The sequence below is a fragment of the Pseudoalteromonas sp. NFXS39 genome, assembly GCF_040148775.1.
Classification (GTDB): Bacteria; Pseudomonadota; Gammaproteobacteria; order Enterobacterales; family Alteromonadaceae; genus Pseudoalteromonas; species Pseudoalteromonas apostichopi.
The window spans coordinates 192,686-207,131 of the sequence record NZ_JAGDEC010000003.1; the positions used below are offsets into that span (position 1 = coordinate 192,686).

The 14,446-nt window shown below is 38.4% G+C and carries 11 protein-coding genes; all 11 read left to right on the top strand.

The window, feature by feature from the left end; all coding sequences use genetic code 11:
* The first annotated feature begins 31 nt into the window (after positions 1-31).
* The 11 genes from J3455_RS07090 to J3455_RS07140 all read left to right on the top strand — a co-directional run bounded on the left by J3455_RS07090 (position 32) and on the right by J3455_RS07140 (position 14,438).
* Positions 32-2,107: a secretin GspD/PilQ domain-containing protein gene (locus J3455_RS07090; RefSeq protein WP_297331498.1), complete on the top strand. Its 2,076-nt coding sequence runs from the start codon at positions 32-34 to the stop codon at positions 2,105-2,107.
* Between the two features lie 448 nt (positions 2,108-2,555).
* Complete coding sequence (locus J3455_RS07095; protein ID WP_130050461.1) at positions 2,556-3,881, top strand: Slr4 family S-layer protein; 1,326 nt, start codon at positions 2,556-2,558, stop codon at positions 3,879-3,881.
* 167 nt (positions 3,882-4,048) lie between these two features.
* Positions 4,049-5,152, top strand: a complete 1,104-nt coding sequence (locus J3455_RS07100; RefSeq protein WP_130050462.1) for a DegT/DnrJ/EryC1/StrS family aminotransferase — start codon at positions 4,049-4,051, stop codon at positions 5,150-5,152.
* A 26-nt stretch (positions 5,153-5,178) separates the two neighbouring features.
* On the top strand, positions 5,179-5,751 hold the full coding sequence (locus tag J3455_RS07105) for an acyltransferase (RefSeq protein WP_130050463.1): 573 nt from the start codon (positions 5,179-5,181) through the stop codon (positions 5,749-5,751).
* Positions 5,752-5,756: 5 nt separating this feature from the next.
* Positions 5,757-6,803, top strand: coding sequence for a TDP-N-acetylfucosamine:lipid II N-acetylfucosaminyltransferase family protein (locus J3455_RS07110; protein ID WP_239976746.1), 1,047 nt, complete (start codon positions 5,757-5,759; stop codon positions 6,801-6,803).
* A 6-nt stretch (positions 6,804-6,809) separates the two neighbouring features.
* Positions 6,810-8,228 (top strand): MOP flippase family protein, encoded by a 1,419-nt coding sequence (locus tag J3455_RS07115; RefSeq protein WP_178926278.1) that lies wholly within the window; start codon positions 6,810-6,812, stop codon positions 8,226-8,228.
* 1 nt (position 8,229) lies between these two features.
* Positions 8,230-10,008 carry an asparagine synthetase B family protein gene (locus J3455_RS07120; protein ID WP_349561418.1) on the top strand — a complete coding sequence of 593 codons (1,779 nt, stop codon included), beginning with the start codon at positions 8,230-8,232 and terminating at the stop codon, positions 10,006-10,008.
* 64 nt (positions 10,009-10,072) lie between these two features.
* Positions 10,073-11,164 (top strand): dTDP-glucose 4,6-dehydratase, encoded by a 1,092-nt coding sequence (gene rfbB, locus J3455_RS07125; RefSeq protein ID WP_130050467.1) that lies wholly within the window; start codon positions 10,073-10,075, stop codon positions 11,162-11,164.
* Positions 11,165-11,267: 103 nt separating this feature from the next.
* Positions 11,268-12,188, top strand: a complete 921-nt coding sequence (gene rfbA / locus J3455_RS07130; protein ID WP_240701300.1) for a glucose-1-phosphate thymidylyltransferase RfbA — start codon at positions 11,268-11,270, stop codon at positions 12,186-12,188.
* The gene (locus J3455_RS07135; protein ID WP_130050468.1) at positions 12,185-13,126 is read left to right on the top strand and encodes a Wzz/FepE/Etk N-terminal domain-containing protein; all 942 of its coding nucleotides are present in this window, start codon (positions 12,185-12,187) and stop codon (positions 13,124-13,126) included. The genes rfbA and J3455_RS07135 overlap by 4 nt, the downstream gene beginning before the upstream one ends.
* Before the next feature lie 22 nt (positions 13,127-13,148).
* The gene (locus tag J3455_RS07140) at positions 13,149-14,438 is read left to right on the top strand and encodes an EpsG family protein (RefSeq protein WP_130050469.1); all 1,290 of its coding nucleotides are present in this window, start codon (positions 13,149-13,151) and stop codon (positions 14,436-14,438) included.
* Positions 14,439-14,446 lie beyond the last annotated feature (8 nt).

The window sequence follows — 14,446 nt, forward strand, 5'->3', positions numbered from 1 at the left end:
TAAACAAATAGTTATAGTGTCTGGATAATTTATGAAACACAGTAAGGTTCTTTTTTTAGGCATAGTGACGATGAGTGTGCTAACAGGTTGCGCTAGAAGCAATGGTGGAATTACACCTACACCATCGTATTTAGAAAAAGTACAAACAAAAAAAGTCGCAGCAGGTGAAGTAGAAACCACCACAGGCGCTGAACAAGTAGCCCCTACAAATCAAGGTATTGTGTACGTTGAAGCGCTACAAAACGATAGCAGGCTAAAGTCAGAGCAAACGGACCTTGCGAGTAAGTTTAGTGATGTTGAACAAGTTAAGTTAACAGCAGATAGCCTATTAATTAAAGACTACTTACACTATGTTTTTGGTGAATTACTAAATGTTAATTATATTTTGGGTGAACAGCTAAATAATAGTAAAGCTCAAGTTACCTTAAATCTGCAAGATCCGCTCAGCAAACGTAAATTGTTTTCTCTTAGTGAGCAAATGCTGCAAGAACGTAATATTGTAATTCGCTTTCAAGACGGTATTTATTACATTCATCAGACTGAGGGGGGCATCGCTAATAATCTAGTTTACGGATATGGTGCAAACCCTGAAGATGTTCCAAACACTGCAAATGAAATAATACAACTAGCGCCTTTTAAAGCAGGAATGCAAACTCCGCTTGCTAATACAATTCGTCAGCTCACTAATGTAAATGCGCAACCTATGTTTGAACAACATGCCATTATGTTTAAGGGGAAGCGTAACGATATAGTGAAGGCGCTTGAGTTTATGCAGTTGGTTGATCAACCAGCATTTCGTAATCGATCAATTGGTATGTACAAATCAAGCTTTGTGCCGGTTGACCAATTAAGTAAATTATTACAAGACTTAATGAAACAAGAAGGGATCTCGGTCAGTATTAATGCCACAACCGAACAAGCCATATCTATTGTGCCTCTAGAGCGCATTAACACAATGGTCTTTTTTACAAATAATAAAGAGTTTTTAAAACGAGCAACTTTCTGGGCGAGTAAGCTAGATCAGCCAGCTGATGGTAATCAAGAGCAATACTTTGTTTTTGTGCCTGAATTTGCCAGAGCAGTCGATTTAGGCACGAGCCTACAAAACTTATTAGTAGGGAATTCAGCTGAACCACTAGGAAGTAGTACTTCAGCAAGTAGCCAGAACCAGCAAATTAAAAATAATCAACAATCGAATAAGCGACAAGCCCCAAGTAATATTTCTGTCCAAACTGAAGGTATGAAGATGGTAGTTGATGAGCGTTCAAACTCATTGATCTTCAAAACAACGGGTGATGCATATCGAAATTTATTACCTATGATTAAGCGCCTGGACATTATGCCAAAGCAAATAATGCTTGAAGTAATGATAGCAGAAGTAAGCTTAACTGATGAGTTTAAACAAGGTGTTGAGTTTGCATTGACAAATATGGGAGCGACGTCTGTTGGAGGGTTTAATTTACAATCGAATGGTACTGGACTGACTTATGCTCTAAGTGGAGCGACAGGAAGGTTAGCCGTTAATTTGTTGCAAACAAACAATTATGTCAATGTTCTATCACGACCAACATTGGCAGTAAGAGACGGCGTTGAGGCAACAATTAGCGTGGGTGATCGCATCCCTGTTGTTGGAGAAATAATTACAGATACCACAGTTGGTTCTCGCTCATCTGTCGACTACCTTGAAACAGGTATAGATTTAAAAGTTACCCCAACGGTTAATGCAAAAGGTGTGGTGGTTATGGAAATCGCCCAAGAAATAAGTAACCAAGCAGATGGGACTGGTGCCGAAGGTAACCCTATCGTTTTTGAACGAAGTCTACAAACAGAAGTTATAGCGGCTGATGGTCAAACCATTATGTTAGGTGGTTTGATTAGTGAAAATAGCACTTTGGGCGATAAAACTGTGCCATTCTTCTCAACCATTCCATTATTCGGAAAGCTTTTTGACAGTACTAACAACAATAAAACGAAGACAGAGTTAGTAGTGTTAGTTACTCCACGAATTATTGGTTCAACGGCTGAGTGGGAAAGTGTATATGAGCAATTCAAGCAGGGCTTAAATGAGCTCAAATTGCCTGAAACTACGAAAAATGCTGTACAGTAGTAAAATTTAATTGCTTATTTAAAAAATCAGTCCTTTTATGTGTGTTTTAACCTTTAGGGTGGCGCTTTGGTACGAATTAATTTTATGAGCTATTGTTAAGATAGTTTTGCAAATAAATTGACAGAATATGTATAGGTTAAAATGTATACAAATTGGGTATTGTAAACAATTGTAACGAAAGGCTTTTTTTTTTACTGAAAATTAGAGTGCGAATATAACCTTATGAAAATTAAGGTTTTTAAATAGTGTACATAGAATACATAAAACGGTAATATAATTAAGTTAGTGTAACGACTGTTAATTACTTGACAATAAACTAACATTCATTAGACTGAATCTGAATTCGACTAGTAGTCACTTAGGTGACGGCCTATGGTGCATGGTCATTCATACTAAAAAAAAAGGAACAATGAACGTTCCTGTTTCATGAAACTTTGGAGAATATATAATGTTCAAAAAATCATTACTAGCAGTTGCTCTAGGCGTTGCTGCATTTGGCGCAAACGCTGCGACTACTACAGCTACTCCTTCTGTTGTATCTTTAGAAGGTGCTGTTGGTCAAACAACTGTTGCTGTACCTCAGCTTACAATCAAATTAGCTGCAGAATACGCTGTAGGTGATACATTCACTATCACTTTAACTGGTGCTGAGTTCGATACTACATCTAACCCTGCTATCACTTTCTCTGGTTTTACTAACAACCCAACTGTTGGTCTGTTATCTAAAACTGCTACTACAGCTACTTTCCGTGTAACTGCAGTTCCTTCTCCAGTTGAAGTATTCAGCGGTAAGAGCTTCCTATTAAACGGTGCGCTTCTTAAAACTACTACAGTAACTGACGCTGCTGGCGACATCAAACTAACTTACGCTGCTAAAACTTCAACTGGTCTAGACCTAGACAACGTTGGTACAGCTACTTCAACTGTTGTAACTTCTAAAGCTCAACTTAGCTCTTCAGTTACTAAATCACTTAACGGTGTAATCGACGTTGAAAACGAGCGTAAGCAATTCACTGCTGGTAACGACACAATCACTACTGACGTACTAGAAGTAACTCCAGTAGTTGCTACTGCTGGTACTCATGACGCAGTTTACACTGGTGCTACTCACGTGATCAAAGGTGACTTCTCTTGGATGGACACTGACGGTACTACTGGTGTTAGCGCTACTGAACTAGCTGCTGCATTCAAAGCAACTGGTACTGCAGACACTTACACAAGCACAATCAACACAGCTGGTGATGCAATCACTGTAACTGTTGCTGACGCTGCTGGTAACACTGCAGAAGCTATGACAGCTACTTTCACTGTATTAGGTAAAGCAAACTCTAAAGCGCCTATCCTATCTACACAAAAGTTCACTGTTGATTCAACAATCAAGTACAACACAGCTGCTGGTACTGCTTCAACTAAAGCAATTGCTTCAGCTTCAGCTGGTTCTTGGACTCTAAATGGTTTCGATGAAAACATCGTATTCATGCCATTTGGTACTCAGTACGCACAGTCAATCAATGTTTCTAACACTGGTTCTGTTGCTGGTGCAATCACTGTAGATATCACAGCTGACGGCAAAACTTACACTAAAACACTTACAGCTACAGCTACTCCTAAAGCGACTACTAACATCTCTCAAGAAGTTAAAGCATTCGCTGCAGAAAGCGGTGTAACTGGTAACGCACACATCAAAGTAGTAGTTAACTCTCCAACTGCTGACATCGATGTAACTGGTGTTTACTACTCTAAATCTGACGCTGACCGTGTAAAAACTAAGTAATTAGTTTACATAGCCAGTTATGGTTTTAAAAAAGCGAGCCCTAGGCTCGCTTTTTTTATGTATAAAGTTTGCTAACGATTGCTCAATCAAAAATTCCTTTCTCCGCTAGCCCCTGTAATCGTTGTTTGCTACACTTCGACACTGTTTTTGTTTTGTGAGCATGATGAGTGAAGTATCCAATAGTAAAACCGTTTTTACCTTCAATCGACGCGTACAAAGCGCAAATTGATGGTATATTTGAGCGCTGCTGGTTAACAAATAATGGCCAGTGTTTACAAGAGTTTGAACGTCAATTAGCTAGCTATTTTGGTGTAAAGCATTTATTACTAGTTGCCAATGGTACACTTGCTTTACAAGTCGCTTTTGCTGCGCTAAATATCAAAGGGAAAGCAATAACAACACCATTCACATTTGCAGCAACTGCTAGCGCGTTAAAATTCGCTTGTGTAGAACCAGAATTCGTCGATATAGATCCAGAAACTTATAATTTAGATTTAAATAAAGCAACGGCTGAACAATTATCTGAGGCAAGTGCAATAGTCGGTGTTCATGTCTTTGGCAATCCATGTGATGTAGAGGTGATAGATAGAAAGGCAAAAGAATATGACTTAAAAGTTATATATGATGCTGCTCATGCTTTTGCGAGCAATATCAGCGGGAATACAGTGCTTGAACATGGAGATGTAGCAACGTTAAGCTTACATGCTACAAAGTTATTCCATAGTGTAGAAGGCGGTGCCATCATCTTTAAGCATGAGTCTGATTATTTAAAAGCTAAACAGTTAATAAACTTTGGCTTTAATTCTGACTTTTATCCTGAATTAGTGGGTATCAATGCCAAGATGAGCGAAATGCATGCCGCTATGGGATTATGCTTACTAGAGTATTTGCCTTTTATAACCCGAAAAAGGTGCGAACTAATAGGACATTATCAAAAGTGCTTATCGAGACCTCTCAATCAAGGTTTGTTGAGTTTTCAAACGTGGCACTCCAAAGGTAATAATAATGGTGCATATATGCCTGTAGTCCTTAAAAGTGAACAACAATTGTTACAAGTACAGGCTAAGTTGCTCGAACAAGGTATTCAAACAAGACGTTACTTTTATCCAAGCTTGTCTACAGTTCCTGCGTATGGAATGCAGGGCAGCACGCCACATGGTAATGAGTTAAGTTTACGAATTTTATGTTTACCTATGTTTACTGATTTGACATTAGAAGGCGTTGAACAGATTTGTAGTAGTTTAATTTCAGCACTTGAAAGCAGTTGTTAATATACACCCATTTAATAGGAAGCTAGATGGCAATTTATACGCGAGATGAATTACTCAGCCTGGGTCTTTCAAAACTCGGTGAGAACGTAAAAATATCAAAAAAAGCGTCTATTTACGGTGCTTCAAGAATCTCTATAGGCGACAACGTCCGTATCGATGATTTTTGTGTTCTTTCAGCAGGAGAGGGCGGTATTACACTAGGAAGTCATATTCATCTAGCTGTATACAGCTGCCTTATTGGCACTGGGCATATTCAATTAGACGATTTTTGTAATATTTCTTCAAGGGTTGCTATCTACTCAAGCAGTGATGATTATTCAGGGGCTTTTTTAACTAACCCGACTATTGATCGTGAGTTTACTAACGTTGAACATGCCCCTGTAACACTAGCTAAGCATGTAATTGTTGGAAGTGGCAGTGTTATTTTCCCAGGGGTTACGTTAGAGCAAGGCGTTGCTGTTGGTGCATTAACTATGGTGAATCGTTCTTTAGCTGCTTGGGGGATTTACGCAGGTCAGCCTGCAAAATATATTAAAGCGCGAGAAGATGGCTTACTTGCGCATGAAAAATCTTTCCTAGCAGCCTACCAAACTAAATAATCGATATGACAAAACGTATAATCCATATCTTTGCTGATACGCCGCATCACTATAAACCGATGCAACAATTTTTTGAACAACAATGTAGACCAGACGCTGAACAATTGTTTTGGGTTAAAACACCCGAATCGATTCCAAACTTTGTAAATTATAAGAATAATGCAGAGCTTTTTGCTTTGCTTGAGAGTACAGCTAAAGAAGACCAAATAGTATTTCACGGCTCTTTTGACATGCATGTTTGGAAAAAACTCTTGCTTAGTTCGGTTACAAAACGCTGTAGTTGTGTACTTTGGGGGGCTGAGCTCTATCGTCACACAAGGCCGAAGCGCACCATAAAAGAACGTGTCGTCCATGTTTTACATGCATTAGTGATTAACCGATATAAGCAAGTATTTGCTTTAAATAAAGGTGATGCAAAACTTGCTCAACGCGTATTATTTAAGCGAAATGTTAAAGTGCTGCCATATCCACTCATCGGGATGAAAGTTGAACAAGACCGCGAGCAATTAACTTCTGAAAAACCACTTAAAATACTCGTAGGTAATTCGGCATCAGCGAGTAATAACCATATTGACGCTTTAAACAAGCTTGCTCATTTGGCCAATGAAAATATCGAAATTATCATGCCACTTAATTATGGTGGTGAGCAAAGTTACATTGATGAAGTGGTTAAACATGCAACGACACTATTTGGTGATAAATTTATTGCTATCACTGAAATGCTTAACAAGCAAGACTACGATAAATTACTAAATGATGTGCATTTAACGGTGTTCGCTCAACATCGTCAACAAGGGTTATATGTTGCATATGCCATGTTATTAATGGGTAAACCCATGTTTTTGCTTTCAGACACATCTAGTTATAACTACTTAACTGAGCTTGGCTTTGAAATTTACAAAACTGATGAAGTAGCCAGCATGAGTTATTCAGAGCTAAATAATTTAATTAGCAAAGATAATAACCGTAACCCTGACTTGATGAACCAACATTTTACTGAGCAAGCATTAGCACCTAAATGGCGCAATATGTTAGAGCAGCTCCATGGATAAATTAGTATGAGTGTCGCACGTGATGCTGTATCTGGCGTATCTTGGACTGCCTCTGCCACACTTATTAAAGGTGGCCTTCAGTTAGCGCAGCTAGTTGTACTTGCTAGGTTCTTAACGCCAGCAGAGCTCGGTGTACTGGCAATTATACAGTTGGTGGTAGGGTTTGCCCAAATCTTTGGCGATGCAGGCATTTCAAACGCCTTGATATTCCATAAACAGTTAGAAAAATCACAACTCAACCAGTTATACCTAGTCAATGTAATTTTAGGTATCGTTATTTCTTTGCTAGTGCTTATGATGGCTGTGCCTACTGCGTCTTTCTTTAACATGCCACAACTGTCTTTGTTGTTATGTTATTTGTCTCCGGTATTTTTTATTCGCAGTTTAGGGCAGCAGCAGTTAGCCTTGTTACAGCAAAAAATGCACTTTAATAGTATTGCCAAAATTGAAGTATTCGCCAGTGTGGCAAGTTTTATAGCATTAATTATATTGTTAGCAGTTGATTTGAGATTAGAGTCAGTTGTGTTTTCTCAATTGCTGAATGCTCTGCTTTTAAGTACCTGCTTTTTAGTTGGCTTCCCTCTTTTAAGGCCTGGGTTTAGCAAGTTAAGTTTAAACAGCATTATCGCACCAATTAAGTATGGTCTATATCAAACAGGTGAGAGCTTCGTAAACTTTATAAGTGCCCAGCTTGATCAGTTGCTGATCGGTAAATTACTAGGGCCAGAAGTTCTTGGTATTTATGCTTACGTTAAAGCCCTTGTATTTAGACCTGCATTACAATTGATTAATCCAGTGGTAAATAAAGTGGCCTTCCCGCTTATTGTTAAACATAAAGAAACGCATAGCTTAGCTATTTTATATGGCATGGTGATTAGGCTACTTAGCTTAATCAATATACCTTTGTACTCTTTAGTTGCTCTATTCCCTGAGTTTATTTTAGGAATGGCTTATGGAAATGAGTGGCTGGAACATGCTGAGCTTCTTCGTTGGCTTGGCTTATATATGCTTATCATATCTATGATGAACCCTATCGGTGTGCTGTTGCGTGCTAGTGGTGAAGTAAAACGTGGTTTTTGGTGGAATATTGCTGTAACAATTGTGCGTCCCTTAGTTATCGTACTTTCAATTAATGAAGGTATTACGGTAATGGTGCAAGCGCTGGTTGCGTTACAGGTTTTATTATTTTTACTGCACTGGAAACTTCTTATTAAGCCTATTAGTGGTTTGTCTTTTTTCCAGTTTGCTGCCGCACTCGGGCCAGCATGCATAGCATTTTTTGCGATAGCAGCCTTGTTGTTACTACTTATACAGCCATTATTAATATTAGCTCCAGTATATTTGTTTGTGCTTATTTGTGTAGGTTACTTAATCGCAATTACACCGCAACTACTCAAGTTTTACAGTTTTATTCGAGGTTCTTAGTATGCCCGGTATGATCGGTTTTATTAGCCCAGACCAAGTAGCAGAAGATCATGATTGCTTTGCGAATGTAGCAGGCGATAAACATAGTTATTTTGTTTCGCAGCACTATCAGCACATGCTTAAAAATGTTGAGCATATAGCGTGCTACGAATATAGCGATGATCGTTTGCACGTCACTATTTGGGGCGATATCTTTTCAATCAATGGTAATGACTGTAAAACTGAAGATGCGCTACAGAATCTTTGCGAGCAGTACCTAATTGATAACCTACTTGAGTTTTGTCATGGCTTAAATGGTTACTTTGTTTTTTCGGTATATGATAAACAAACACAAGCACTTCATTTGGCAACAGATCGCTTCGGTATTAAACCACTTTACCTATGGGTTGAAGGTGATCGTATAAAAGGGTTTGCAAGTGAGCCAAAAGCCATACTACTGCACCCAGACTACACACAAGAGATCGATCAGTCGGCTTTAGATACCTATGTTGATGTAGGGCACATGCTTGGTGAGCAAACTTTATTTAAGAATATACGACGTGTGCCAGCGGCAACATTAGTCACTATTAATACCCAAGCAGAACACTATCAGCAGCAACTCTATTGGCAATGGTCAGAGATTAAACCACTAAATCACATCTCGTTTGATGAGGCTGTTGATAAATCTTATCAGCTTTTTGATGCTAGTATGGCTCGATGTATGAGTGTGGTAAAACAGCCTAAATTAGCGATCACGCTAAGCGGAGGCCTTGACTCTAGAGTTTTACTAGCAGGAGCCAAGCAGCATTATAAAGGCGAAATTAAAACATTTACCTTTGGTGAACCAAGCTGTGATGACGCCGTTATAGCCAAACAAGTGGCAGATTTCGCAGGGGTATCTAACCAGTTGGTTGCAATTGATCAAAGCAATTGGTTCTCTGGCAGAGAACGTGGTGTTTGGTTGACTGATGGCTTGAAGAATATTTTACACATGCATGCACTTAGCTCTGTAGAGTTGATTGCGCAAGAGTCTAATTATTTACTCAATGGTTATTTAGGTGATGTGACTTTTGGCGGGAGCTATTTATTCCCTGAGTCGCAAGCAACAATCTCAAAGCAGAAAAGAATTGCAACTCGCTACACTAAGCATGTTCAACATGCAAACATTGATCATGACTACTTTACACATGAAAATGATGATCCAGTGCTTATCTATAATCGCGGAGTACGCTTTATTGGCGCTGGAAGTGATTTATTGAGTCATCAGTTACATAACCTTAAACCGTTTATGGATAACGATTTGGTTGAGTTTCTTTATTCTCTACCGGACAGCTTTAGACGTAATGGTAAGTTATACCACGCAATGTTGTTACGTTATTATCCTGACTATTTTGCAGCGATCCCTTGGCAACAAACAGGAAAACCAATTTCATTGACCGAAAATCAAGTTGAGCCAAAGGTAAATCCAGTTAAGCAACAATTAGTAAAGCTAATAAAAGGTTCTCTGTTTGAAAGAGTGGCACGCAAGCTATATCGCTCAATTGCCCCTAAGCGACACTATGTAGCCTACGACACTTGGCTCAGAGAAACGCAATTTAAGCAGTATCTTACAGATATGTTATGTATGCCAAATAGCCGAGTCGCAACATTAATTGGCAATGACCAAGTTAATAAAATTCTATCCAAGTTCTTTGCAATGGACGACTCAATTCGCCCTGAAAAAATAGGCAGTTTATTAACGTTAGAATTGTATTTAGAACAGTTAGAAAGCGGCAAAAAATCGGCAGGTTATAGCAAATAGGCTGTATATTTGCGATAATTCGCCGCTGTTGAAAAGCTAATTAATTTAGTTAAAAAGGGTGTGGATGAAAACTATTATAGTAACAGGTGGTGCAGGGTTTATTGGAAGTGCCGTGGTACGTTTTTTAATAAACGAAACAGCGCATAAAGTTATAAACCTAGATAAGCTCACATATGCTGGAAATTTACAGTCACTTAAAAGCGTAGAAAATAACGAACGTTATACCTTCATTCAAGGTGACATTTGTGATCGTGCAACTGTCGACTCACTTTTCCAATCATATCAGCCTGATATTATAATGCACCTAGCTGCAGAATCGCATGTTGATCGCTCAATTGATGGGCCTGGCCAATTTATTCAAACAAATATTGTTGGTACATATACCCTACTTGACGCAGCACGAGGTTATTGGGCAAGCTTAGATACCAATAAGCAACAAACCTTTAGATTTCACCATATTTCGACAGATGAAGTTTATGGTGATTTACCTCATCCAGATGATGTAGAAAATAGCTCAAGTTTGCCTTTATTTACAGAGCAAACATCGTATGCGCCTAGTAGCCCTTATTCTGCCAGTAAAGCAAGCTCTGATCATTTAGTGAGAGCGTGGCACCGCACTTATGGTTTACCTGTCGTTGTTACCAACTGCTCGAATAACTATGGCCCGTTTCATTTTCCTGAAAAGCTGATCCCACTAGTCATTTTAAATGCGTTAGAAGGCAAGGCATTACCTATTTACGGTGATGGGTCACAAATTAGAGATTGGCTATTTGTTGAAGATCACGCGCGTGCTTTATACACCGTTGCGAGTGAAGGTAAAGTAGGTGAAACATACAACATTGGTGGACATAACGAAAAAACAAACCTTGAAGTAGTAAAAACTATTTGTAGTTTGTTAGATGAGTTAGCACCAAGTAAAGATTTAGCAGAAGGGTATGCTTCACTAATTACCTATGTTACAGACCGTCCTGGCCATGACCGTCGTTATGCAATCGATGCAGCTAAAATTGCTGACCAACTAAATTGGACACCTCAAGAAACGTTTGAGTCTGGTATTCGAAAAACAGTGCAATGGTATTTAGACAATCTAGATTGGTGCCAAAATGTTCAGGATGGCTCATATCAACGTGAGCGACTAGGTGCAGCCGAAGAATAATTGCTAGCTTTTGCAGCCTAAATTGGACGTTTCGATAAAGAAAGTTGAGTGTAAAGTAAGCATACCTAAGCGCTCAGAACTGACCATTAAATGAAGTATGGAAATGAGTAATTCACAAATGAACAATGACAATTCATCATTACGCAAAACAAAAGGCATCATACTTGCCGGTGGTAGTGGTTCACGCTTACACCCGATAACTCAAGGTGTTTCTAAGCAAATATTACCGATTTACGATAAACCGATGATTTACTATCCATTATCGGTGCTAATGCTTGCTGAAATTAAAGATATACTCATCATTACTACACCTCAAGATCAAGCGCAGTTTAAAACTCTATTAGGTGATGGCAGCCGTTTTGGTATCAATTTGAGCTACGAGGTACAGCCAAAACCTGAAGGCCTAGCACAAGCTTTCATTATTGGTGAAGAATTTATTGGCGACGATAACGTTTGCCTTATTTTGGGTGATAATATTTTTTATGGTTCTAACTTTTCACCAAAGTTAAAAGCCCATGCAAAACTTGACCAAGAAGCATATGTTTTTGCATATCAAGTAAACGACCCTGAAAGGTTTGGGGTTGTTGAAGTAGATGAAAACTTTAATGGTATTTCAATTGAAGAAAAACCGTTAGAGCCCAAATCTAACTATGCAGTAACAGGATTGTATTTTTACGATAACTCAGTTATTGAAAAAGCCAAAAAGGTCACTCCTTCAGCTCGTGGCGAGTTAGAAATTACAGCAATTAACCAAGCATATTTAGACGAAAACCGCCTTAAAGTTGAAGTGCTAGGGCGAGGCTTTGCATGGCTAGACACAGGCACGCACGATAGCCTGATGGAAGCGTCGCTCTTTGTACAAACAGTTGAAAAGCGCCAAGGCTTCAAAATAGCCTGTCTGCAAGAAATTGCTTATAAGCAGGGGTGGATCACAAAAGAGTCTTTAATAGAGCAAGGGCAAGCTTTAAGTAAAACAAGTTATGGTCAGTATTTATTAAAATTGGCAGCAGGGAAAGCGCAATGACAGGCACTGTAAATCAGAACGTAAGTTCACAAAAGCCCTTTGATCTGATTGAGCTTTGGTTAGTACTTTGGAACAAAAAGTGGTTAATCATATTTTTATCAATCGTTTTTAGTGCAGCAATTTTAGCCTACTCGTTAACCTTGCCAAATATGTATAAGTCGACGGTACTGTTAGCGCCGCAAAAGCAGCAAGAAAGTGGCGCCTTAGCATCACTTGGGCAGTTGGGTAGCTTAGCAAGTGTTGCAGGTATCAATTTAGGTGGTGCTGGTGACGACACTGCTGTGTATTTAGAGATCATCAAATCAAAAGACTTTCTATATAAATTTATTGAGCAAAATAACGTAAAAGTGAATTTATTCGCTGTAAAAGAATGGAATAGAGATTCTCAGCAGCTGGTAATCGATCCTGCGCTTTATAGCGACGGAAAATGGAAAGTAGACGAAGAGACAAAAGAAAGTCTAGAACCTTCAATGTTCGAAACATACGAGAGACTACTTAAAAAGCTTTCTGTACAACAAGACAAAGTAAATGGTTTAGTTAAAATTTCATTTGAGCATATCGACCCTCGCATTTCTAAGCAGTATGTAGAAAATATCGTTGCATTGATTAACAAATCGGTTAGAGAGCGTGAAATAGCTGAGAAAAAAGAAAGCATAAAGTACTTAAATGAACAGCTATCAAAAACCAACGTAGCCGAAATGCAAAACGTATTCTACACAATTGTAGAAGAGCAAACCAAAGCAATGTTACTTGCCGAGGTTCGTAAGGATTTTGCGTTCAAGATTATTGAAAGCCCTATCATTGAAGAACGAAAGTCATCTCCTAACAGAGCGGTTATTTGTATTCTTGGAGCAATTTTTTCAGGGTTCTTTGTTTGTGTAAGCATCTTATTGCTACATTTTGTTCGTATTAATAATCGTCAGCACAAAGGTGATTAAGCCAAAGTGATAAGGTTATAACTTGAACGCTGACGACTCTCTCGGCTTTGCTGAACAACAGCAAGTAGTAAATACCAAGCTATTAATCACTGGCTGCCTGTTGCTTGCAGGCTGGTTATTTTTGCCATTTTTAGCTTGGGTTGCAGGCGTATTTATTTACGCCTTTGCAGTACAAAAAACCAAGCTTGATAGTGCAATCGTCTTTTTTGTTGTGTTCTCGTTATCTGTGCTGATCGCTTCGCGTCATATAGGCTATCTTTGGGGGGGAGCAGATGATATGCCCTCTTACTTAATGGCTTATGAGCGTTATAGCAGCTTTTCTAGTATGTTACCCACCTCATTACTGTATGCAAAGCATGCAGATTTCTTGTTTGCTTTATATAGCTGGGTTGTAGCGAGCCTAACTAATAATCACTCATTCCTTTACTACTTTACAACGCTAGCGGTTACCTACCTGTTAATTTGGAAATTTTGTAAGTTAGTTGATAATCCTAGCCCACTGCTGTGCTTTTTAATGATTGTATTTTTTTATAAGTTCTTTCAAAGTCAGTGGCACTTGATCAGAGCGTGTATGGCTGTGCCAATTTTACTCTATGGAATTTGGTACTCACAAACGAATAAGAAACATGGCATAGCCATTTTTTTCTTAGGAAGTTTAATGCACTTTTCAACAAGCTTTTTACTACTCCCTTTGCTTATTTTTAGTAAGCATTTAAATCGACGTTGGAACATTGAACAATTAATCTTGTTGATCTTAGGGTTTGTTTTTGCAGCAATTTTTGGGGTGTTAGCAATTAAAGGGGTAGGTTCTGTTATTAATCATTACATGATTAATAAAATTTTAACGCGTTTAGTTTTTGAACCTAGTTTTTCAAAACTACCTTCTTTGTTGTTTTTTATTTTCGTCACGATTATCGCATTACCTGGCTATATAAAAACAACAAGCCCAACGTATATTCGATTATTTAATATGATGAGCTTTTTGACATTGCTCAGCTTTATTGCGCTGTTTTTTATAGGTGATGAGTTACATCGCATTTTATTGCCGTTGTATCTTTTGTATGCCCCTTTAATGTTGTTAGCATTTCAGTACATAACACCCAAAATAATAACAGGCACCTTTTTATTTTTAGTTATCGCTTTTCATATGGCCGCATTTTCTTATGTGCTCCTGATTAATGAAAGTAACTTTTTTTATCAAGATGAAATACATAGACATCCGATAGAAAACAAAGGGTTAGATTACTTCTTAACCTTTAAGCACTATAGCGAAACAGATATTACTTATTACGATGGTTATCGAAATAAGTAAGCGCGATA